This window comes from Fuscovulum ytuae, from assembly GCF_029953595.1.
GTDB classification, from domain to species: Bacteria; Pseudomonadota; Alphaproteobacteria; order Rhodobacterales; family Rhodobacteraceae; genus Paragemmobacter; species Paragemmobacter ytuae.
The window spans coordinates 1,742,105-1,763,383 of record NZ_CP124535.1; the positions used below are offsets into that span (position 1 = coordinate 1,742,105).

The following is a 21,279-nucleotide window of genomic DNA, read 5'->3' on the forward strand; positions in this document are numbered from 1 at the left end:
TAATCTGCGCGCCATGCTGCAAGCCATCCTGCGCGCGCTGAGCGCCCCCGAACCCGCCCGTCTGCCCGAACCCGATGCGCGCCTTGCCTTGGCTGCGCTTCTTGTCCGGGTGGCAAAGACCGACGGCCTTTATTCCGCTGAAGAGGTGGAAAAGATCGACCGTATCCTGATGACCCGGCATGGGCTTGGCCCCTTTGAGGTGGCGAAGTTGCGCGGCGAGGCCGAAGATTTGGAGGCCTTGGCCCCCGACACGGTGCGTTTCACCCGCGCCCTTAAGTCGGCGACCGCGCTGGAGGATCGCGCGGCGTTGATGGAGGCGCTGTGGAAGGTCGCGCTGGCCGATGGGGTGCGCGATGCCGAGGAAGACAGGCTGCTGCGGATGGTCGCCTCTCTTCTGGGGCTGACGGATGTGGAATCGGGGCTGGCGCGGCAGAGGGCCGAACGGGCATGATCGCGTCGCTGCCGATGTATGACCGTCCGGAACTGCGGGCGGAAACGGATCGCTATTGGGCGCTGATCCGCGAGGAGTTGTCCGCGCGAGGGATTGCCGCGCCGGAGGCGCTGCGCCGGGGGGATGCGATGCTTATGCCGCACTGGGAAAGCGCGGACCTGATCCTGTCGCAGACCTGTGGCTTTCCCTATCGGGCGCGGCTGCATGGTCGGGTGGACCTGGTCGGCACGCCGGATTTTGGCAATGAGGGCTGTGCGCCGGGATATTATCGGTCAATCCTCATCGCGCGGGCGGATGATCCGCGCGGAGATTTCGCGGCATTTGACGGGGCGCGGATCGCCTTTAACGACGGGTTGTCGCAATCGGGTTGGGCTGCGCCGATCAATCATGCGGCGATGCACGACATAAGGCTTTTGCCGGGGGTCGAGACGGGGTCACATCGCGCCTCGTTCCTTGCGGTGGCCGAGGGGAGGGCCGACTTGGCGGCCATTGACGCGCTGACTTGGTCGCTGATTTCAGAGTTTGAGGATGTTTCGGGCGTGAAGGTGATCGGGGCGACGGACCCGACCCCTGCCCTGCCCTATATCACCGCAAAGGGACGGGGTGCGGGGGCAATCTTTGCCGCCGTGGCCGCAGCCATCGCGCGGCTTGCGCCGGAAGATCGCGCGCGGCTGCGCCTTCGCGGGATCGTCACGATCCCGGCCGAGGCCTATCTTGCCGTGCCCATTCCCCCCGCACCTGACCAGATCGCGCAAGAAAACTGATCAAATCGGCGGCGACGGTGCGTTCGCTATACCGAAAGGGCGTTGCATTGCCCCGGTTGATCAGTCTTACTCGGACCCCACATAAGACCCGATAACAACAAGCCTGCTGCCAACAGTGACCTCGTCCAATCCTGATACACCCGTCATCCGCATCCGGAACCTGCACAAGAGCTATGGCTCTTTGGAGGTGTTGAAGGGCGTCGATCTGACGGCCCGCAAAGGGCATGTCGTTTCGCTGATCGGGTCTTCGGGATCGGGGAAGTCCACGCTTCTGCGGTGCTGCAATCTGTTGGAAGACAGTCAGGACGGCGAGATCGAGTTTGAGGGCGAGGCCGTGCGCTGGAAAGGCGTGGGCATGGGCCGCCACCCCGCCGACAAGGCGCAGGTGATGCGGATGCGCACCAACCTTTCGATGGTGTTTCAGCAGTTCAACCTGTGGTCCCATATGACCATCCTGCAAAACGTGATGGAAGCGCCTGTGACAGTCCTGCGCCGCGATCCGCGCGAGGTGGAGGAGAAGGCGCGCGGCTACCTTGCCAAGGTGGGGATCGTGGAGAAATGCGAGGCTTGGCCTGCGCAATTGTCGGGCGGGCAGCAGCAGCGGGCAGCGATTGCGCGGGCGCTCTGCATGGAACCGCGCGCGCTGCTGTTCGATGAACCCACTTCGGCGCTTGACCCGGAACTGGAGCAGGAGGTGGTCAAGGTCATCAAGGCGCTTGCCGAAGAGGGGCGCACGATGATCCTTGTCACCCATGACATGAAGCTTGCCGCCGATGTGTCGGACCATGTGATCTTCCTGCATCAAGGAAAGATCGAGGAAGAGGGTCCACCCGATCAGCTTTTTGGAAACCCGCAGACCGAACGGCTGCGTGGCTTCCTTTCCGCCACGGCCTAAGGGCCGGGCAACCCAACACCAGCATCAAACCCTAGGGAGATACAGATGAAAAAGATGATGCTTGCTACCGCGCTGCTGGCGCTGACTGCGGGCGCCTCGCTGGCGCAGGACGTGGTGCGGATCGGCACTGAAGGCGCCTATGAGCCCTACAACTATATCGATCAGGCCACTGGCCAGCTGACCGGGTTCGAGATCGAACTGGGCAATGAGCTGTGCACCCGCGCCAGCCTGACCTGCGAATTCGTGCAGAATGCATGGGATTCGATCATCCCGAACCTGCAATCGGGCAACTACGACCTGATCATGGCGGGCATGTCGATCACGGCGGAACGCGACGAGGTCATCGATTTCAGCCAGAACTACATCCCCCCGGCTTCGTCGGCCTATATGGCGCTGACGGCGGATGCGAATACGGGCGAAGGCGCGGTGATCGCGGCGCAGACCGGCACGATTCAGGCGGGCTATGTGGCGGAATCGGGCGCGACCCTGCTGGAATTCGCGACGCCGGATGAAACCGTGGCTGCGGTGAAGAATGGCGAGGCGGATGCCGTCTTTGCCGACAAGGACTATCTGGCCCCGATCTCGCGCGATTCGAATGGCGAACTCGTGCTCTTGGCCAATGAAGTGCAGCTGGGCGGCGGCGTGGGCATCGGCCTGCGCGAGAGCGATACCGAGTTGAAGGACAAGCTGAACGCCGCCATCCAGTCGATGAAGGATGACGGTTCGCTGAACGCGATGATCAGCAAGTGGTTCGGCGAAGACGCGACGCTGTTTTGAGCAAATCGGGGGCGGCCTTGATGGCCGCCCCTCTTTCATCCCATGTTCGAATATTGCGCTGATCCTAGCCAACTGTCCGGCCTGACCTGGCTGAGCTGCTACCTGACCACAGGGACGCATTTCAATTTCTACTGGTCATTCCTGACCGTGCTGATGTTGCTGGCCGTGACCGCCCCGGTCGCGCTGGCCTTTGGCTTTGGCGGCGCAATGGCGGCACGGTCGCCCCTTTTGCCCGTGTCTTGGATCGGCAAGGGCTATATCGCCGCCGTGCGCGGCGTGCCCGACATCGTTTATTTCCTGTTTTTCGTGATCGCGCTGGATCAGGGAATCGAATGGACGAAGCATCTCTTCGTCTGCGACGACCTTGCGCAGCCCGTCTGGAACGGAACGGAATTCCGTGTCTGCCCGGCAGCCAAGGTGCCACTCGCGACATCTGCGGCGATCTGGCATTCGGCCTATGCCTTTGGCACGGCGGTCTTCACCTTTGCTTTGGTCTTCGGCGCTTTTGCGGCCAATGTGCTTTATGGCGCGATGCAAGCCGTGCCGCGAGCGCAGCTTGAAACGGCCGAGGCCTATGGGATGACGCCCCGGCAGGTGTTCCGCCGGGTGCTGGTGCCGCAGATGTGGGTCTATGCGCTGCCCGGCCTGTCGAACTTGTGGCTGATCCTGATCAAGGCCACGCCCTTGCTGTTTTTGCTGGGGATTCAAGACATTGTCTATTGGGCGCGCGAATTGGGCAGCGCCAAGACGAGCGGGAACAACCCCTATCCGCATGGCGATTGGCGGGTGTTCTATTTCCTTGGCCTTCTGGTCTTTTACCTTGCCTTCACGCGGGTGTCGGAGGTCTTTCTCGCCCGTCTGACACGGCGCCTGTCGCATGGGCAGGCCACGCTGGGCGGCGAGCAGTTGCGCAAGGCTGGGACCTGAGATGGAGCCGATGACCTGCCTTGAAACGATCCAAGCCTATGGGCTGCGGTCCATCGGGATTGGAGAACGGCTGCTGCCGCGATCCGACTTTACCCTGTGCCAGCATTTTACGCTCATCGGGTCGGGGTTGATCTGGAACATCTATTTCGGCGTGCTGGCGCTGTTTTTCGGGTTCTTCCTTGCCAATGCGCTGGCTCTGGCCAAGGCGGCGGGGTCGCCCTGGCTGCGGAAACCTGCGGAATGGTTCATTTTCGTGTTCCGGGGGTCGCCCCTCTTCATCCAGTTCTTTCTGGCCTATGAGCTTTTGGTCCTGTTGCCCAAGGCGGGGATCAATGTCCTTGGCATAACCATCGAGACGGCATGGACGACGCGGGCATGGGCGGGGGCGTTGTTCGTGCTGTTTTTGAACACGGCGGCCTATTCGGCGGAAATCTTCTATGGCGCGTTGAAATCGGTGCCGAAAGGGGATGTCGAGGCGGCAGATGCCTATGGCATTACCGGATGGTCGCGGTTCCGGCGGGTGCTGTGGCCCACCATGCTGCGCCTTGGCTGGCCCGCCTATACGAACGAGGCGATCTTCCTGTTCCATGCCACGACGCTGGTCTTCTTTTCGGGCTTTCCAGCGTTTCAGCAAAAGGGGGATGCGCTTTATTACGCGAATTATTTCGCCGACAAGACGTTTAACCCCTTCATCCCCTACCCGATCGTAGGCCTGTATTTCATCGGCCTGACGCTTTTGTTGATCTGGGTGTTCGGCGTGATCAACCGTCGCCTGAACCGCCATTTGCCGTCAAATATGCGCGCCAGAATCCGCTTGCGTCCGCAGGTGATCCGATAGTAGCCTAGATTTGATCAAATTCCCCGGACGGATGTCTGGGTTCGTCCAAGGGGCGGCGCCGGACATGGGGTCTGGATGGAAGGGGATCGAACACAGGGGAAAGACCGGGGCCGGGCCTATGCCCCCCCGTCTGGTGATAATGATGATGAAGGATTGGCTGAGGAAGCATCCGGACGTGCGGACCATCCGTGTGGCCGCTGTTGATTTGAACGGGCAGGCGCGCGGCAAGCGCATTCCGGCGCGGTTCGCGGAGAATGTGGTGAAGAACGGGACACGGTTCCCGTTTTCGGTCCTGAACCTTGATATCTGGGGCGAGGATATCGACGAAAGCCCGCTTGTGTTCGAGCAGGGCGATCAAGACGGGGTGTTGAAGCCCACCGAGCGCGGGTTCATGCCCATGCCGTGGCTGGAGGCACCGACGGCCCTGCTGCCGATCTGGATGTTCCGCGAAAACGGCACGCCCTATGAGGGCGACCCCCGCCATGCCCTGCGCGCGGTGGTGGAAAAGTTCAAGGAACGCGGCCTGACGCCCGTGGTGGCGATGGAGTTGGAGTTTTTCCTGATCGACGACAGCGGCAAGACCTTGCAGGTGCCGCCCTCGCCCCGGTCGGGCAAGCGGCGGAAGGCGGCAGAGACGCTGTCGATCCGGGCGCTGGATGCGTTCGACAGCTTTTTCACCGATCTTTACGACGCCTGCGAGGCAATGGACATTCCCGCCGACACGACCACGTCGGAGACGGGGCTGGGCCAGTTTGAAGTGAACCTGATGCATTGCGACGATCCGCTGCGCGCGGCGGATGATGCTTGGCTGTTCAAGATGCTGGTGAAGGGGCTGGCCCGGCGGCACGGCTTTGCCGCCTCTTTCATGGCGAAGCCTTATCCCGAATATTCCGGGTCCGGCCTGCACACGCATTTCTCCCTCGTCGATGAAGATGGGCGCAACGTGTTCGACAGCGGCGGGCCGAAGGGGACGGCGACGTTGCGCTCGGCCGTGGCCGGATGCCTGAACGCGATGCACGACTCGACGCTGATCTTCGCGCCGCACCAGAACAGCTATGAGCGGCTGGTGCCGGGGAAACATGCGCCGACGGCAATCTGCTGGGGATATGAGAACCGCACCAGCGCGATCCGCATTCCTGCGGGCAATCCTTCGGCGCGACGGATTGAACATCGCGTAGCCGGTGGGGATGTGAACCCCTACCTGATGCTGGCCGCGATCCTTGGCGCGGCGCTTGATGGGATCACGCAGGCGATGGAACCGCCGCCCCCGATCACCGGGAACGCCTATGCGATGGAGGATCTGCCGCAGATCCCGGATACATGGGAAGGCGCGATCGAGGCCTTGGAACACAGCACCACGGTGCCGCGTTTTCTGCATCCGGAGCTGATCAAGAACCTGATCCAGACCAAGCGACAGGAATTGCATTACATCGGCGAGTTGAGCGAGAGCGAGCGGGTGGAGCTTTACCTCGATACAGTCTGACAGGGGCCGAAGAATTTTCATCCGAAAATTCTTCTTGCCCCGCGCATGGCGTAGCCCTTGCCAGAGGTCGGGGCGCGCGCCTAGCTTTGACGAAACCTTGGATGGAACCAGATGCGGATCGGCATCCTGCAAACCGGCCTTGCGCCAGAGGCGCTCGCCCCCGAGATGGGGGATTACCCCGATATGTTCGCCCGCCTTCTGGACGGGCATGGCTTCTCCTTCCAGACCTGGAAGGTGGTGGAGGAGGAATTCCCCTCATCGGTCCATGATGCGGATGGCTGGCTGATCACCGGGTCGCGGCACGGGGTTTATGAGGATCATCCCTGGATCCCGCCGCTGGAGCAGTTCATCCGTGATGCCTTTGCCGCGCGCGTGCCGGTGGTGGGCATCTGTTTTGGCCACCAGATCGTGGCGCAAGCCATGGGCGGAAAGGTGGAGCGTTATGCGGGCGGCTGGGCCGTCGGCGCGACGGAATATGATTTCGGCGGTGAGATGCTACGCCTGAACGCATGGCATCGGGATCAGGTGGTGAAGGCCCCAGCCGGGGCCACGGTGATTGCAAGCAATGACTTCTGTGCCAATGCGGCGCTGCTTTATGATGACCGCGCCTTGACGGTGCAGGCCCATCCCGAATTCCGCCCCGAATTCGTCGATGGGTTGATGCGGACACGGGGCAAGGGGCTGGTCCCTGACGAGGTGATGGCCGAGGCTGCCGCCAAGCTGGACCTGCCCATTCAGGACAAGACCATGGCGGGACGTATTGCCGCCTTCTTCAAGGAACCGCGCGCCTGATTACGGGCGTGGCGGGCAACCCATAAACGCATAGTGTGACATATGTCCAAATGGACCGAGAAACTGCCCGAAGCGGCGCGCGATTGGATCGCGGGGCGTCGCGTGGACGAGGTGGAATGCATCATCGGCGACATCGCCGGGGTGGCGCGGGGCAAGGCGATGCCTGCCTCGAAATTTGCCAAACAGACCAGTTACTTCCTGCCCAATTCGATCTTTCTGCAAACGATCACTGGGGAATGGGCTGACAATCCTGCGGGGTCTTTCACGGAACCTGACATGATCCTTGTGCCCGACTTTTCCACCGCCACTGCGGCCCCGTGGACGGCGGATGTGACGTTGCAGGTCATCCATGACGCGCAGGATCAGGCCGGGAACCCCGTGCCCACCGCTCCGCGCAATGTCCTGAAGCGGATCGTGCAGCTTTACAATGCCGAAGGCTGGCAGCCCATCGTTGCGCCCGAAATGGAATTCTTCCTTGTTGCGCGCAACATCGACCCGAATATGCCGATCATCCCGCCCATGGGTCGATCAGGCCGCCGCGCAGCCGGCAAACAGGCCTATTCGATGAGCGCGGTGGACGAATACGGCAAGGTTATCGACGACATCTATGATTTCGCCGAGGCGCAGGGGTTTGAAATTGACGGCATCCTTCAGGAAGGCGGGGCGGGCCAGATCGAGATCAACCTTGCCCATGGCGACCCTGTGGCACTGGCGGATGAGATTTTCTTCTTCAAGCGGCTGATCCGCGAGGCGGCGCTGCGGCATGACTGTTTTGCCACCTTCATGGCCAAGCCCATTGAAGGCGAACCGGGAAGCGCCATGCATATCCACCATTCCGTGGTGGATGCGAAAACCGGGAAGAACATCTTTTCCGACAAGAAGGGTGGCGAGACGCCCGAATTCCTGCATTTCATCGCGGGCATGCAGACCCATCTGCCAGCGGCCGTGGCACTGCTTGCCCCTTACGTCAACAGCTATCGCCGCTATGTCCCCGACTTTGCCGCGCCCATCAACCTTGAATGGGGCCGGGACAATCGCACCACGGGGCTGCGCGTTCCGATTTCGGGGCCAGAGGCGCGGCGACTGGAAAACCGCCTCGCGGGGATGGATTGCAACCCCTATCTGGGGATCGCGGCCAGCCTTGCCTGCGGTTATCTGGGGCTGAAGGCGGGTAAGATGCCCCGCGCGGAATGCACCGAGGATGCCTATAACATGGAATCCGACCTGCCCTATAACCTTGGCGATGCGCTGGACCTTTTGGAAGAGGATGCTTCCCTGCGCGAGGTGCTGGGGGTGGAGTTCTGCAATGTCTATGACAGCGTGAAGCGGAACGAATACAAAGAGTTCCTGCAAGTCATCAGCCCGTGGGAGCGGGAGCACCTGCTGCTGAACGTCTGATGCCGATGAACCTTCTGCATGCCAATGACCGGGCGGGGGAATATCCCCCGTCCTATTACGCGGCCACAAGGGCCGCGTTCGGCCCCCTGCCCCCGTTGCAGGGGGCGGCGCGGGCCGATGTCTGTATCGTGGGCGGTGGCTATACGGGCCTGTCTGCCGCGCTGCATCTGGCGCAGCGGGGTCTGAAGGTGATCGTGCTGGAGGCGCATCGCGTGGGCTTTGGCGCGTCGGGCCGCAATGGCGGGCAGGTGGGCAGCGGTCAAAGGCTGGATCAGGATGCGCTAGAGGCGGCGGTCGGGCTGGCCGATGCCAAAAAGCTGTGGGATTTCGCGGAAGAGGCGAAGGACATGGTGCGCGGGCTGATTGCGGACCATGACATGCCGGTGCGGTTTTATCCCGGCATCGCCCATGCCTGTTGGAGCGACAGCGAGGTGCGCCATGCGGCGGCCTATGCCGAAAAGCTGCGCCGCGATTATGGCTATGATCAGTTGGAACCCCTGTCGCGCGAAGGGATCGGGCGGCTGATCCCGTCGGGCGTCTTTGCCGGGGGAGAGGTGGACCGGGGCGCGGGCCATGTGCATCCCCTGAATTATGCCATCGGACTGGCGCAGGCGGCGGGGGCGGCGGGGGCGGTGATCCATGAAGGGTCCGAGGTGACAGGCACCCAGCAAGGTGCGCGGCCCGTGGTGACGACGGCCCAAGGCCATGTGACCTGCGATCACCTGATCCTTGCCTGCAACGGTTACTTGGGCGGGCTAGAGCCGCAGGTGGCGGCCCGCGTGATGCCGATCAACAATTTCATCGTCGCGACCGAACCCTTGGGCGACCGGGCGAAGGAGGTTCTGGCCGAACCCGTCGCCGTGGCGGATACGAAATTCGTGGTGAATTACTGGCGCCTGTCCGAGGATGGGCGGCTGTTGTTCGGGGGAGGCGAAAGCTATGGCTATCGGTTCCCCGACATCATCAAGACGGTGCGGAAACCGATGCTGGAGGTCTATCCCGCACTGCGCGACGTGAAGATTGACCATGCTTGGGGCGGGACGCTGGCCATCACCATGACGCGCAACCCCTGTTTCCTGCGGGTGGCACCGAATGTCCTGTCGGCTTCGGGCTATTCGGGGCATGGTGTGGCCATGGCCACGCTGGCGGGCCGTATTCTGGCCGAGGCGGTGTCAGGACAGGCGGAACGCTTTGACCTGATGGCCCGGCTGCCCACGCCGCGCTTTCCCGGTGGGGTGGCCCTGCGCTGGCCGATGCTAGTTCTTGCGATGACATGGTATTCGATGCGCGACAGGTTGGGGCTGTAGCCCCGACTGTCGGCGGTTTCCCGCAAGCATAGGGGGGGAATTCGCCCCTGTCGTGAACTTGTCACTGGAAATGTGACATCCGTGCCTTTACAGAAAACTGAAAGAAGAGTTTTAGAAAAGGTGCAGGTATGGCCCCGGACGGACAGGTGATCGCCCCGAATGTCTATGATGCCGAACCGATCCCCGATGCAGCGCGGGCAGAGATCGACCGACTGCTCTCTTCGGGTGACCTGTTCCGCTACACCGCCCCCGAGAATGCGCCTGTGGCGCTGCTGGAGGCGGAATTTGCAGAGCTGATGGGCGCGCGCTATGCCTTGGCGGTATCCTCCTGTTCGGCGGCGCTGTTTCTGTCGCTTAAGGCGCTGGACCTGCCGCATGGGGCAAGGGTCCTGATCCCGGCCTTTACCTTTGCTGCCGTTCCCTCTGCCGTGGTCCATGCCGATTGCGTGCCCGTGCTGGTGGAAGTGGGCGAGAATTACCGCGTCGATATGGGCGATTTCGAAGCCAAGCTTGACGATGCGCAGGCGGTGATGATCAGCCATATGCGGGGGCATACCTCGGATATGGATGCGATCATGGCGCTGTGCGATGCGCGCGGCATTCCGGTGGTCGAGGATGCGGCGCATTCCCTTGGCACGCTGTGGAACGGCAAGAAGATCGGCACGATCGGCAAGGTGGGATGCTTCAGCTTTCAGTCCTACAAGCTTGTGAATGCGGGCGAAGGCGGCATCCTTGTGACGGATGACCCGGAACTGGCGGCGCGGGCGATCATCATGTCGGGCGCCTATGAGGAGAACTGGAAGAAACATCCGGGCCTGTCGAACAGCTGCGCGCATTGGCAGAACAAGCTGCCGCTTTATAACCTGCGCATGCAGAACCTTTCGGCGGCGGTGATCCGGCCGCAACTGCCCGAAGTGGCCCGGCGCGTGACGCAAGGCCGGGCAAACCATGATTGGGTCGCGGCACGGCTGAATGATTGCGGGTTGCTGCATGTGCCCCCTGCCCTGCCGCAGGAAGAACGCGCACCGGATTCCATCCAGTTCAACCTGAAGGGCGATTGGTCGGATGAGGCGGCGCGGGCCTTCCAGAAGGCGGCCAAGCGGCGCGGCGTATCGGTGCAGGTCTTCGGCCTGTCCGAGGGCAATGCACGGGCTTATTGGAACTGGCAATTCCTTGGCGATCTGCCCGATCTTCCGCGGACGCGGGCCATGCTGATGCGGGCCTGCGACGTGCGCTTGCCCGCCCGGCTGACGGAAGCAGAGTTGGACTATATCGCCAGCGCCCTGATCGAGGCGGCGCGCGAGGTGATGGGCTGAAGGCGAAAAATATCCGCGCTCACAAGGTCCGGAGGCTGTCGCCCAACCAGGGCCAGAGGGCGCGGGTGGGTTGCACCACCTGACGGTCAAGCAGACGCCGCAGGCGCACCGCTACCTCCCCCGGCATGTCGCGCAGAACACCAGCGCGGGCCTGAAGCGACAGGGTCCGGCCCAGCGCATCAAAGGGCAAGGGGCGCAGGTCCACCGCATCACGGAAGCGCGCGGCATGGTGCAGGGCCAAGGGCGTTAGGATCGTCCAGCCCGCCCCTGCCGCGACCATGGCGAGGATCGGGGTGTAGCTGTCCAGTTCGAACCGTGCGCCGATGCGCATATTCTGCCGGGCCAGATGCGCGGCGATCTGGCGGCCCATCAGGTGACGTGTGGTATATTGGATCAGGGGCAGGTCGGCCGGATCGGCACCCTTTGGTGCGACGGCAAGGAAGGGTTCGGCCAGCAGGGGATGCACCTCGCGCCAACCTTCCGCCACTTCGGTCGGGGCATCTGCGGCCACGACCATATCCAATGCGCGGTTCGAAAGCTGCTCCTGCAAGTGATGGCTGGCCCCTGTTTCCAGAAGAAAGCGACAGCCTTTCAGTTCCGTGGCCAGTTCCGCCAGAAGTTGCGGCGTCACCTCGGCGTCCAGATCCTCGATCATGCCGAGGCGCAGCGTCGTCAGCCCCGACAGGTCAGCCAGTGCAAGTTCGGCACGCGCCTCGGCCTCGGCGTTCAGGATCACTTGCGCATGGCGGCGGAACATGGTGCCCGCCGGGGTCATCCGCAGGGGCCTTGCGCTGCGGTCCATCAGCACTGCGCCCAACGCGGATTCAAGTGAGGACAGCTGTTGGCTGACGGCGGAGGGGCTGACGCCCAGGCGCCGCGCAGCGGTGGAAATCGCGCCCTCTTCGGCTGCCGCCAGAAAGACTTCGATCCCCCAGAGGGTGACGCGCCCCTGGCCTTCGGTCATGGGACGCCCCCTTTCCGTCGATCAGAGTTTCGAAAGCTTTTTCTGCAATTCGGCCAGTTGCCGCTTGATCTGGGCAAGCTCGTCATCTTTCGACGCGGTCTCGGCCGTTTGGGCCTCTTCCTTGCCCGGGCCGGACCCGCCCCAACCGGGCAAGCCGCCCATGAAGGCCTGCATGAAGACTTCTTGCTGTTTGCGCATCGCCTCAAACCCCGGCATCGCGGCCATGGGGTTGGGGAAGGCTGACAGGTTTTCCATCATCTTCGACTGGCCTTCGCGCAGCATTTCGAAGGATGCGGCAAGGAATTGGGGAACGACGGATTGCATTTCCGTGGTGTAGGACCGGACCAGATCGGTCAGCACATTGATCGGCAGGACGTTTTCGCCCTTTGCCTCATGTTCGGCGACGATCTGAAGAAGGTATTGCCGCGTCAGGTCATCGCCGGATTTCAGATCGACGATCTGCACTTCCCGCCCTGCCCGGATGAAGCCTGCGATATCCTCAAGCGTCACGTAATCAGAGGTTTCGGTGTTATACAGCCTGCGGCTGGCATAGCGCTTGATCAGAAGCGGCTTGTCGGTATCGGCCATAGGCCACCCTCCCCATTCCTTTTGCAACTGCAATGGCTGCATCGCAGAGAAGCTTAAGGCAGGGGTTTTCAAAAAGAAAGGGCGGGCACAAGGCCCGCCCAAAGCGCGTCCATCCGACAGGGAGGAGGATGCGGAGACGCGATACGCTAAGTCTTACTTCGCAGCCGCAGCGGCCTTCTTGGCCACCGAGGTCACTTCAGCGGTCGCCTTCTTGACAGCGGCGGTCGCGTCTTCCGAGAAGTCCTTGCCAGCGGCAAGCATCAGCTCGACCGTTTCCATTTGGACTTTCTTGGCGACTTCGGCGAAGGCGGCCATGTTTTCAGCGGCCATTTCAGCATAGGCCGAGGCGAAATCGGTCACCGACTTGGTGTATTCGGTCGGCTCGGTCTTGGCCTTGGACACGTCGCCCAGCTTGGCGATGGTGTCTTTGGTCCACTTGGCGGTGATCTCGGTCGACTTTTCAGCGGCTTCCAGAGCCACTTTCGACAGCTTTTCGCCCATCGCGGCCTGCGTCTTGAACGCGTTCTGCATGGCCGAAGCGTCGACCGGGAAGGAAGCCATCATGTCCTGCATGACTTTGGTGAAATCGGTGGTCTTGGTCATCTGTCTAACTCCTGGCGTGCCGGTCTGAAGGGCGGGTGAGCGGGTGTTTCCTGATGACGAATACATACATGCTGCAGCGCAGCATTTCAAGTCTTTTTCTGCAATGCAGCATTGCAAGCGCGGAATGTGTCTGGCAACCGGGAATTGTGCGCGACCTCAGGGACTTGGCGTCGCGGTCACATAGGTGCCCGGTGCCGGGGCCAGAAGTTCCGCCCCCGAATCGCCGGGGATACGCGCCTTGATCTTCTTGCCCGACCGCGCGGCCAGCCATTCCGCCCAGCGTGGCCACCAGCTGCCCGTGTTGTAGGTGGCGCCGGCCTTCCAATCCTCGGGCGTGCCGGCCACGGGTCCGTCATTGGTGTAATGGCCGTATTTACCCTTGGACGGCGGATTGATGATCCCGGCGATATGGCCGCTTTCAGAGAGGATGAAGGTCTTGTCCTTTGACCCCATCTGTTTGACGCCGTTAAAGCTGCCGCGCCAATGGGCGATGTGATCCGTCTCGCAGGCGATGGCGCAGAGGGGTAGTTTCACATCGGCCAGCGTGACAGGCTTGCCAAAGACCGGAAAGCCCGTGGTGGCAAAGCGGTCCTGCTGGCACAGGCCGCGCAGATATTCGACCGCCATCTTGCAGGGCAGATTGGTGCCATCGCCATTCCAGTAAAGCAGATCGAAGGCGGGCGGCGCCTCACCCATCATGTAGCTTTTGATGGCAGGCTGGTAGATCAGGTCGTTCGACCGCAGGAAGCTGAAGGTGCGCGACATGAAGAAGCGCGACAGGATTCCATCCTGTTCCGATTGCCGTTCAATCCCATTGACGAAATCGTCGTTGAGGAAGACCCCCACCTCGCCCGGATCGGAAAAATCGGTCAGCGTGGTGAAAAGCGTGGCGGATTTCACCGATGTGTCGCCGGCCTTTTCCAGATGCGCCAGCGTCAGCGACAGGGTCGTCCCCGCGATGCAATAGCCCACGCAGTTGATCTGCTTTTCGCCCGTAATACGCCGCGTCTCGGCCATGGCGCGCAGGTAACCGTCGCGGATATAGTCATCCAGCCCCACGTCGCGATAGCTGCCATCGGGGTTCACCCAAGACACGACAAAAACCGTAAAGCCCTGATCGACAACCCATTTTATCAGGCTGTTGGCGGGCTTCATGTCAAGGATGTAGAACTTGTTGATCCATGGCGGGAAGATCAGCAGGGGCGTCGCATGCACCTTTTCGGTCGTCGGCGCATATTGGATCAGTTCAAACATCTTGTTGCGATAGACCACCGCACCGGGCGTGGTGGCAAGGTTCTGGCCCACATGAAAGGCCTCGCGATCCGCCAGCGTCACGACCAGATCGCCGGAATTCGCCTCGATATCCGCGACCAGATTTTCAAGGCCTTTCACAAGGCTTTCGCCATCGGTTTCCACCGCGCGTTCCAGCGCGTCGGGATTCGTGCCAAGGAAATTGGTGGGCGAGAACATATCGACGATCTGGCGCGTGAAATATTCCACCCGCCGTTTATCCGCCGGATCAAGCGTGGACATGTCATCCACCGCCGATGAAATCGCCTCGGCGTTCATCAGATATTGCTGTTTGAGGTAGTTGAAGAAGGGATGCGTTTCCCACAGCGGGTTGGCAAAGCGGCGATCCTTGGGGGTGGCATCCGGCGGGGCTTTCAACTCTCCCTTGGCGAGCGTCTGCTGCGCCTCGACGTAATGCTTCAGGCTTTTGCCCCAGTAATTGATCTGATGTTCAAGGATCTTGGCCGGGTTTTGCATCATCTCGGCCAGATAGGCGGCGGCGGCTTTCATATAGACGTCGGGGGCAGGTCCATGCAGCGCGTTGTCGACGGCACGCCGCCGCCCCAGCGCCGCGACAAGGCGCTGCGACAACGCTTCGACCTTGGCGAGATTCTCGTTCAATCTAACGAGACGTTCGCCTGCGTCGTTGTCTTCCGTTGTCATGCGAATATTTCCCCCATATCCTCGCCGCTGTGCAGCATACCGCCACCTGCCCGGAGGGGAAAGCTGTGAATGCCGGTGATGGCCCACCCGGACAAGGAGACGCAGTTTGCGGTATATGTTCACCTACGACATGATGGAAACGGCTCGTAATACAAATGAGTGGCTTGGTGCCACCGCGCGCGCCATGGCCTCATACCCCGCCTTTGCGATGTCGATGAACCCAGTCCTGCCGCTGATGGCGGCTTGGGGTGAGGTGACGGAACGCACCTTCGGGCGCATGGTCGCCAAGCCGGACTGGGGCATTCGGTCCATCGTGGGGCCGGATGGCACCGACCATCTGGTCGACGTGAAGACGGTCGTGGAACGCCCCTTCGGTAATCTGGTGCAGTTCTTCGTGCGCCGCCGCGCGCCGATGGCCCGCAAGATCATGCTCGTGGCCCCCATGTCGGGGCATTACGCCACCTTGCTGCGGTCCACCGTCGCTTCGCTTTTGCCGGATGCGGATGTCTATGTCACGGACTGGCACAATGCACGCGACATCCCGGTGTCTTGCGGCAAGTTCGATGTCGAGGATTACACGCTCTACCTTGTGGACTTCATGCGCGCGTTGGGGCCGGATACCCATATCATCGCCGTCTGTCAGCCCGCGCCCCTGACGCTGGCCGCCACCGCCTATCTGGCGGGTGAGGACCCAGAGGCGCAGCCGCGCTCTCTGACCCTGATCGGTGGGCCGATCGACCCCGATGCCGCCGCCACCGATGTGACGGATTTCGGTCGCCGCGTGACGATGGGGCAGCTGGAACAGACGGTGATCCAGCGCGTGGGTTTCAAATACAAAGGCGCGGGGCGGATGGTCTATCCGGGCCTGATGCAGCTGCAAAGCTTCATGTCGATGAATGCCGAACGCCATTCCAAGGCCTTCGCCGAGCAGATCATGCGCGTCGCGCGGGGCGAGGCATCGGATCACGACGCGCATAACCGGTTTTATGACGAATATCTGGCCGTGATGGATATGACGGCGGAATTCTACCTTTCGACCGTCGAGCGTATCTTCAAGAACCGCGAGATTGCGAAGAACCAATTCACAGTGGCGGGCAAGCGGGTGGATATCGGCGCGATCACGCAGGTGGCGGTCAAGACGGTTGAAGGCGCGAATGATGACATCTCTGCCCCCGGCCAATGTGTGGCGGCGCTGAACCTTCTGACCGGGTTGCCGGATGAGAAGAAGGCGAGCCACTTGGAACCCGGCGCGGGGCATTACGGCATCTTCGCGGGCAAGTCTTGGCGGTTGAACATTCGGCCATTGGTGTTGAGTTTCATTGACGCCAATTCCGGCACGCCGAACCCGAAGAAGGCGAAGATCAGCCTCGCGGCCTCGCAATAGGGCGCAGCATCATCGGGCCGTTCAAGAAGGCCTCGATCCGGGCGGTGACGGCTTCGGGCTGCTCTAGCGTGGGCAGATGGCCCGATCCTTCGATCACCTCAAGCTTGGCATGGGGCGCAAGCTGGGCCGCAAAATCCTGACGGCGCAAGGGGATAAGGCTGTCCTCTGCCCCCGCGATCATCAGAAGCGGCAGGTTCGCGCGGCGCAGCGTCTTTTGCTGATCGGGGCGGCGTTGCAGGGCGCGAGATTGGCGCAGGAAGTTCCCCTCGCCCAGCGTCAGCGCCATGTCGCGCAAAAGCGCCATGATCTCATTGCGCCATTCGGACGGGGCAAAGGCAGCTTCGGGATATTCCTGCGTGACCACCTCTTTCAGACGGCCCGCCTTGGCCGCAACCATGCGCGCCTCGCGCGCGGCGGCCGTCGCCGGCGGTTCGGCCAGGGGATCGGTGGAAATCAGCACCGCGCGGCTGACCCGGCCATTGTCGCGCCGCAGGATATCCAACGCGACATCGCCCCCCAACCCCTGCCCGATCAGGATAAAGCGCGGTGGGGCCGTGGCAAGGATCGCCTCGGACATCTGTTCCACCGTGTCGCCTTGCACCGGAAGGGCCACATGCATGGGATGGCTGCGCCCCAGATGCACGATCTGCGGCAGGAAGATGCGCGCATCGCACAGCAAGCCGGGGATCAGAAGGATCGGTTCGTTCACAGCCCGCGCGCCCAATCGGCGATGATGGCGATGACGGGTTCGGTCTGGCCGGGCGACAGGATGTCGCCCGCGATCACATGCGAAAAGGGATCGTCATCGCCCTGCATCTCGCGCAGTTCCACCCGCGTCTGGCCGCCCCATGCGGCGATGACGGGCGGGATGCGGGAGGGATCGATCACCTGATCGGCCTGCGCATAAAGGAAAAGCGCAGGTGTCTGCGCCGCGGCGTAATCAGCAGCACGCGCTTCGCGGATCAGGCGGGCCATGGGATACAGCGCCGTGGTCGGATATTCGGTTGTCCAGTGGCGGGCCTGTTCTGCATTGATCGGCGTGAAGGATCGCGTCTCACCCGCGACCACGCTTCCCCAGCTTTCGATCAAGGGCGCATCCAGCAGCCATTGCGCGGGCGGGTGGATGCCGAAATTCGGAGAGACGAGAACTGTTCCCGCCAGCCCTTCGTTCAATTGCGGGTCGGTCGCGGCCAGTGCCGCCAGCGTGCCGCCCGTCGAGGTGCCCATCACGATGACCCGGTCGCCCAGACGGCGGCCAACAGCCATCGCCTCGGCCATGTCGAAAAGCCAATCCTCGGCGCTGGCCCCGGCCATCGCGGCCCCGTCGCGGCCATGGCCTGCGAGGCGGGTGAAGAAGAGGTTCGCGCCTAAGGCGCGGGCCACTTCATCCGGGACGGGGCGGATTTCGGCGGGGCTGGCGGAAAAGCCATGGACATAGACGATGGCAAGCGGCGTCTTTGCCCCCTTGGTCCCAGCCCAGAGGATGCGCTTTGCATCCCCCGGGCGAATGTCGGAAAATGCCTGCTCGCGCTGGTTGATATAGGCCTCGACATCGGCGGGGATGTTCGTTTCGGAAAAGGCGATCTGCCGGTCAATCCCGCTGCGCGGGACGGCGAACCACAGCGCCAGCGCCGCGATGACCAGAAGGACAAGGACCCGGCCCAGCCATTTCCCGAAAGCACGCATCACACACTCACCTCGTTCACCGCTGTGGCGATCATGGCAAGGCATTCGGGCGTTGAAAAGCGGTGATCGGCACCTTTCACCAAGGTCAGGCGCAGATCGGGGCAGTCGGCGTGATCCATCAGACGCAGCGCGACGGAAACCGGCACATCAGTGTCAGCCGTGCCTTGCAGGATGCGCACGGGGAACGGCAGGGAAAGCGGGGTGCGCAGGACCAGCCGCCCACGCCCATCCTCGATCAGGCGGCGGGTGATGGGGTAGCCGTCTTCGGAATAATCCGACGGTATGACAATGCGCCCCTGATCCATCAGGGCCACGCGCTGCGCTTCGGAAAAGCCTGCCCACATGCTGTCTTCGGTGAAATCCGGCGCAGGGGCGATTCCGACAAGGCCCTTCACCCGATCAGGCAGGGTGCGGGCAATCTGCAGGGCGATCCAACCGCCCATCGATGACCCGACAAGGACCTGCGGCCCTTCGGTCAGCGCCTTGATCATGGCCAATGCATCTTCGACCCAGTCACCGATGCAGCCATCCTCAAACGCGCCCGAAGATTGGCCATGGCCGGAATAATCGAACCGCAGGAAGGCCCGCCCCTGTGCGGCGGCCCAGTCTTGCAGGAACATCGCCTTGCTGCCCGTCATGTCGGACATAAAGCCGCCAAGGAAAACGATCCCCGGTCCCTGCCCTTCTGTCCGGTGATGGGCAATGCGGCGGCCCTGTGGGGTGGTCAGATATTCGGTCATCGGAGCCTCCTTCATCGCCTAGGACATAGCGAAGCGCGGGCTGGGATGCCACAGGCGGCACCACGGGCCGTGGGTCGCGCCTTGCCCACCGTTGACAATCCGCCCCGCCCCGCGCAGGAAGGCGGCAGATAACCCGCAACCGGGCGTTCCGTGGGCGCCAAACCGACGAGGAGCATGGCCATGAGCCAGATTTCCCTGACATTCCCCGATGGCAATATCCGGCACTTCGACGCGGGCGTGACGCCTGCGCAGGTGGCGCAGGCGATTGCGCCGTCACTCGCCAAGGCGGCGATTTCGGCCATGATCGATGGCCAGCATTGGGATCTTCAATGGCCGATCCATGCCGATGCCCGTATCTCGATCAACACGATGAAGGATGACGGTCCGGCGCTGGAACTGATCCGGCATGACCTTGCCCATATCATGGCCCGCGCGGTGCAAGAGATTTGGCCCGATGTGAAGGTCACCATCGGCCCGGTGCGCGATTACGGCTGGTTTTATGATTTCGACCGGGCGGAACCCTTTACCCCCGATGACCTTGGCCAGATCGAGGCCAAGATGAAGCAGATCATCAACGCCCGCGACCCCGTCCGCACCGAGATTTGGTCCCGCGCCGATGCGTTGGCCTATTACGAAGAGCGCGGCGAACCCTATAAGATCGAACTGGTCCACAAGATCCCCGAAGATCAGGACCTGCGCATGTATTGGCATGGGCATTGGCAGGATCTGTGCCGTGGCCCGCATTTCCAGCATACGGGGCAGGTGCCTGCGGATGCGTTCAAGCTGACGCATGTGGCGGGGGCCTATTGGCTGGGCGATGCCAGCCGCCCGATGCTGCAACGCATCTATGGCGTGGCCTTCAAGAACCGCGACGATCTGAAGGCCCATATGACCATGCTGGAAGAGGCCGCGAAACGCGACCACCGCAAGCTGGGCCGCGAGATGAACCTGTTCCACATGCAGGAAGAGGCGCCGGGCCAGATCTTCTGGCACCCGAATGGCTGGACGATCTACACCACGCTGCAGGATTACATGCGCCGCCAGCAGCGCCGGGATGGCTATGTCGAAGTGAACACCCCGCAGGTCGTGAACCGCAAGCTGTGGGAGGCGTCCGGTCATTGGGAAAACTACCGCGAGAACATGTTCATCGTGGAGGTGGACGAGGAAGGCGCGCGGGAAAAGGTCGTCAACGCCCTGAAGCCGATGAACTGCCCCTGCCATGTGCAAATCTTCAATGTGGGGCTGAAATCCTATCGCGACCTCCCGATCCGCATGGCGGAGTTCGGGTCCTGCGCGCGGTATGAACCATCGGGCGCCTTGCACGGCATCATGCGGGTGCGCGGCTTCACGCAGGATGACGCGCATATTTTCTGCACGCTGGATCAGGTGGAATCCGAGTCGAAGAAGTTCATCGAATTTCTGGCGAAAATCTATTCCGACCTTGGCTTTGACAAATGGCGGGTGAAGCTGTCCACCCGGCCTGAAAAGCGCGTGGGATCGGATGAAATCTGGGACAAGATGGAAGCGGCGCTGGCCAATGCCTGCATGGCGGCTGGCTATCCCTATGAGTTGTTCCCCGGCGAGGGGGCCTTCTATGCGCCCAAGCTGGAATTCGTGCTGACCGACGCCATTGGACGGGATTGGCAATGCGGGACGCTGCAGCTTGATCCCAACCTGCCTGAACGGCTGGATGCCTCTTATATCGGCGAAGATGGGGCCAAGCATCGCCCCTTCATGCTGCACCGCGCTTGCCTTGGGTCTTTTGAACGCTTTATCGGCATCCTTATCGAAAACCACGCCGGAAAGTTGCCCTTCTGGCTGGCGCCGCGTCAGGTGGTGGTGGCCTCTATCGTGTCGGATGCCGATCCTTTCGTGGAAGAGGTGGTGACCGCACTGACCCTTGCCGGGGTGCGGGCCGAGGCGGATATGCGCAACGAAAAGATCAACTACAAGGTGCGTGAGCATTCCGTGGGCAAGGTGCCGGTCATCCTTGCCGTGGGGATGAAAGAGGTTGAAGAGCGCACCGTTTCCGTCCGCCGTTTGGGCGAAAACCGGACCGAAACCATGTCGCTTGATGCCATCGTGGCCGAACTTTCCGCCGCCGCACTGCCCCCCGACATGCGGTGAAAATCTGGGGGAAAGAGGGCTGTTGGCCCTCTTTTTCCCTTGATGCGGACGATTCACATTCTGCCCAGAAAACAGTCAAATCGCTGATTTTCCCCTTGTTTCATTGGGTTGCAGCCTGATTCCCGGCCCCTTAAACGGGCTTGATTTTCATCCGCGCTTTGGCATGATTTTCAACTGTGACGACAGACTTCTACCGCCTTCCCTGCGACGCACAGGCAAGTGGATAAAGGAAGACCTGGCTTGCACGGCCTGACGGTAATATCGCCGCAGGGGGGTAGTTGAAGGA

The 21,279-nt window shown here is 62.0% G+C and carries 20 protein-coding genes; 13 read left to right on the forward strand and 7 right to left on the reverse strand.

Annotated features, from left to right (window positions below):
- Positions 1-13: 13 nt before the first annotated feature.
- The 11 genes from QF092_RS08370 to QF092_RS08420 all read left to right on the forward strand — a co-directional run bounded on the left by QF092_RS08370 (position 14) and on the right by QF092_RS08420 (position 10,948).
- A complete protein-coding gene (locus QF092_RS08370) occupies positions 14-451 on the forward strand; it encodes a tellurite resistance TerB family protein (protein WP_281469346.1) in 438 nt (145 codons plus the stop codon).
- Positions 448-1,215 carry a phosphate/phosphite/phosphonate ABC transporter substrate-binding protein gene (locus QF092_RS08375; RefSeq protein ID WP_281469348.1) on the forward strand — a complete coding sequence of 256 codons (768 nt, stop codon included), beginning with the start codon at positions 448-450 and terminating at the stop codon, positions 1,213-1,215. The genes QF092_RS08370 and QF092_RS08375 overlap by 4 nt, the downstream gene beginning before the upstream one ends.
- Before the next feature lie 115 nt (positions 1,216-1,330).
- Positions 1,331-2,110: an ABC transporter ATP-binding protein gene (locus tag QF092_RS08380; RefSeq protein ID WP_281469350.1), complete on the forward strand. Its 780-nt coding sequence runs from the start codon at positions 1,331-1,333 to the stop codon at positions 2,108-2,110.
- A gap of 45 nt (positions 2,111-2,155) precedes the next feature.
- Positions 2,156-2,887, forward strand: coding sequence for a transporter substrate-binding domain-containing protein (locus QF092_RS08385; RefSeq protein ID WP_281469352.1), 732 nt, complete (start codon positions 2,156-2,158; stop codon positions 2,885-2,887).
- A gap of 42 nt (positions 2,888-2,929) precedes the next feature.
- Complete coding sequence (locus tag QF092_RS08390) at positions 2,930-3,814, forward strand: ABC transporter permease (protein WP_281469353.1); 885 nt, start codon at positions 2,930-2,932, stop codon at positions 3,812-3,814.
- Between the two features lie 10 nt (positions 3,815-3,824).
- Positions 3,825-4,652, forward strand: a complete 828-nt coding sequence (locus QF092_RS08395) for an ABC transporter permease (protein ID WP_281469855.1) — start codon at positions 3,825-3,827, stop codon at positions 4,650-4,652.
- Between the two features lie 145 nt (positions 4,653-4,797).
- Positions 4,798-6,135, forward strand: coding sequence for a glutamine synthetase family protein (locus QF092_RS08400; protein ID WP_281469857.1), 1,338 nt, complete (start codon positions 4,798-4,800; stop codon positions 6,133-6,135).
- A 111-nt stretch (positions 6,136-6,246) separates the two neighbouring features.
- On the forward strand, positions 6,247-6,927 hold the full coding sequence (locus QF092_RS08405) for a type 1 glutamine amidotransferase (protein ID WP_281469355.1): 681 nt from the start codon (positions 6,247-6,249) through the stop codon (positions 6,925-6,927).
- 42 nt (positions 6,928-6,969) lie between these two features.
- The gene (locus QF092_RS08410) at positions 6,970-8,325 is read left to right on the forward strand and encodes a glutamine synthetase family protein (RefSeq protein WP_281469357.1); all 1,356 of its coding nucleotides are present in this window, start codon (positions 6,970-6,972) and stop codon (positions 8,323-8,325) included.
- A gap of 5 nt (positions 8,326-8,330) precedes the next feature.
- A complete protein-coding gene (locus QF092_RS08415; RefSeq protein ID WP_281469859.1) occupies positions 8,331-9,632 on the forward strand; it encodes an NAD(P)/FAD-dependent oxidoreductase in 1,302 nt (433 codons plus the stop codon).
- Between the two features lie 128 nt (positions 9,633-9,760).
- Positions 9,761-10,948 carry a DegT/DnrJ/EryC1/StrS family aminotransferase gene (locus tag QF092_RS08420; protein ID WP_281469360.1) on the forward strand — a complete coding sequence of 396 codons (1,188 nt, stop codon included), beginning with the start codon at positions 9,761-9,763 and terminating at the stop codon, positions 10,946-10,948.
- 19 nt (positions 10,949-10,967) lie between these two features.
- Here QF092_RS08420 and QF092_RS08425 read toward each other — a convergent pair whose 3' ends face one another.
- The 4 genes from QF092_RS08425 to phaC form a co-directional block, all read right to left on the reverse strand.
- Entirely contained in the window at positions 10,968-11,912 is a 945-nt protein-coding gene (locus tag QF092_RS08425) for a LysR family transcriptional regulator (RefSeq protein ID WP_281469362.1), read from the reverse strand.
- Positions 11,913-11,933: 21 nt separating this feature from the next.
- Entirely contained in the window at positions 11,934-12,500 is a 567-nt protein-coding gene (phaR, locus tag QF092_RS08430) for a polyhydroxyalkanoate synthesis repressor PhaR (protein ID WP_281469364.1), read from the reverse strand.
- Positions 12,501-12,653: 153 nt separating this feature from the next.
- Entirely contained in the window at positions 12,654-13,103 is a 450-nt protein-coding gene (locus QF092_RS08435) for a Phasin (protein ID WP_281469366.1), read from the reverse strand.
- Positions 13,104-13,259: 156 nt separating this feature from the next.
- Complete coding sequence (gene phaC, locus QF092_RS08440) at positions 13,260-15,056, reverse strand: class I poly(R)-hydroxyalkanoic acid synthase (RefSeq protein WP_281469368.1); 1,797 nt, start codon at positions 15,054-15,056, stop codon at positions 13,260-13,262.
- Positions 15,057-15,162: 106 nt separating this feature from the next.
- Here phaC and phaZ point away from each other — a divergent pair, with 106 nt between their 5' ends.
- Entirely contained in the window at positions 15,163-16,440 is a 1,278-nt protein-coding gene (gene phaZ, locus QF092_RS08445) for a polyhydroxyalkanoate depolymerase (RefSeq protein WP_281469370.1), read from the forward strand.
- Here phaZ and QF092_RS08450 read toward each other — a convergent pair.
- From QF092_RS08450 to QF092_RS08460, 3 genes are read right to left on the reverse strand one after another with little or no spacing between them, the layout of a single operon-like run.
- Positions 16,418-17,149 carry an alpha/beta fold hydrolase gene (locus tag QF092_RS08450; protein WP_281469372.1) on the reverse strand — a complete coding sequence of 244 codons (732 nt, stop codon included), beginning with the start codon at positions 17,147-17,149 and terminating at the stop codon, positions 16,418-16,420. The two genes, phaZ and QF092_RS08450, sit on opposite strands and share 23 nt — an antisense overlap.
- Complete coding sequence (locus QF092_RS08455; protein WP_281469373.1) at positions 17,146-18,126, reverse strand: alpha/beta hydrolase; 981 nt, start codon at positions 18,124-18,126, stop codon at positions 17,146-17,148. The genes QF092_RS08450 and QF092_RS08455 overlap by 4 nt, the downstream gene beginning before the upstream one ends.
- Complete coding sequence (locus tag QF092_RS08460; protein WP_281469375.1) at positions 18,126-18,866, reverse strand: alpha/beta hydrolase; 741 nt, start codon at positions 18,864-18,866, stop codon at positions 18,126-18,128. Before QF092_RS08460 ends, QF092_RS08455 begins: the two co-directional genes overlap by 1 nt.
- A 180-nt stretch (positions 18,867-19,046) precedes the next feature.
- Here QF092_RS08460 and thrS point away from each other — a divergent pair, with 180 nt between their 5' ends.
- Positions 19,047-20,993: a threonine--tRNA ligase gene (thrS, locus tag QF092_RS08465; RefSeq protein WP_281469378.1), complete on the forward strand. Its 1,947-nt coding sequence runs from the start codon at positions 19,047-19,049 to the stop codon at positions 20,991-20,993.
- The last annotated feature ends 286 nt before the right edge of the window (positions 20,994-21,279 follow it).

Coding starts and splice junctions, on each gene's coding strand:
- QF092_RS08370 (WP_281469346.1), top strand. CDS start 14: ATGCTGCAAGCCATCCTGCGCGCGCTGAGCGCCCCCGAACCCGCCCGT.
- QF092_RS08375 (WP_281469348.1), top strand. CDS start 448: ATGATCGCGTCGCTGCCGATGTATGACCGTCCGGAACTGCGGGCGGAA.
- QF092_RS08385 (WP_281469352.1), top strand. CDS start 2,156: ATGAAAAAGATGATGCTTGCTACCGCGCTGCTGGCGCTGACTGCGGGC.
- QF092_RS08390 (WP_281469353.1), top strand. CDS start 2,930: ATGTTCGAATATTGCGCTGATCCTAGCCAACTGTCCGGCCTGACCTGG.
- QF092_RS08395 (WP_281469855.1), top strand. CDS start 3,825: ATGACCTGCCTTGAAACGATCCAAGCCTATGGGCTGCGGTCCATCGGG.
- QF092_RS08400 (WP_281469857.1), top strand. CDS start 4,798: ATGAAGGATTGGCTGAGGAAGCATCCGGACGTGCGGACCATCCGTGTG.
- QF092_RS08405 (WP_281469355.1), top strand. CDS start 6,247: ATGCGGATCGGCATCCTGCAAACCGGCCTTGCGCCAGAGGCGCTCGCC.
- QF092_RS08410 (WP_281469357.1), top strand. CDS start 6,970: ATGTCCAAATGGACCGAGAAACTGCCCGAAGCGGCGCGCGATTGGATC.
- QF092_RS08415 (WP_281469859.1), top strand. CDS start 8,331: ATGAACCTTCTGCATGCCAATGACCGGGCGGGGGAATATCCCCCGTCC.
- QF092_RS08420 (WP_281469360.1), top strand. CDS start 9,761: ATGGCCCCGGACGGACAGGTGATCGCCCCGAATGTCTATGATGCCGAA.
- QF092_RS08425 (WP_281469362.1), bottom strand. CDS start 11,912: ATGACCGAAGGCCAGGGGCGCGTCACCCTCTGGGGGATCGAAGTCTTT.
- phaR (WP_281469364.1), bottom strand. CDS start 12,500: ATGGCCGATACCGACAAGCCGCTTCTGATCAAGCGCTATGCCAGCCGC.
- QF092_RS08435 (WP_281469366.1), bottom strand. CDS start 13,103: ATGACCAAGACCACCGATTTCACCAAAGTCATGCAGGACATGATGGCT.
- phaC (WP_281469368.1), bottom strand. CDS start 15,056: ATGACAACGGAAGACAACGACGCAGGCGAACGTCTCGTTAGATTGAAC.
- QF092_RS08455 (WP_281469373.1), bottom strand. CDS start 18,126: ATGCGTGCTTTCGGGAAATGGCTGGGCCGGGTCCTTGTCCTTCTGGTC.
- QF092_RS08460 (WP_281469375.1), bottom strand. CDS start 18,866: ATGACCGAATATCTGACCACCCCACAGGGCCGCCGCATTGCCCATCAC.
- thrS (WP_281469378.1), top strand. CDS start 19,047: ATGAGCCAGATTTCCCTGACATTCCCCGATGGCAATATCCGGCACTTC.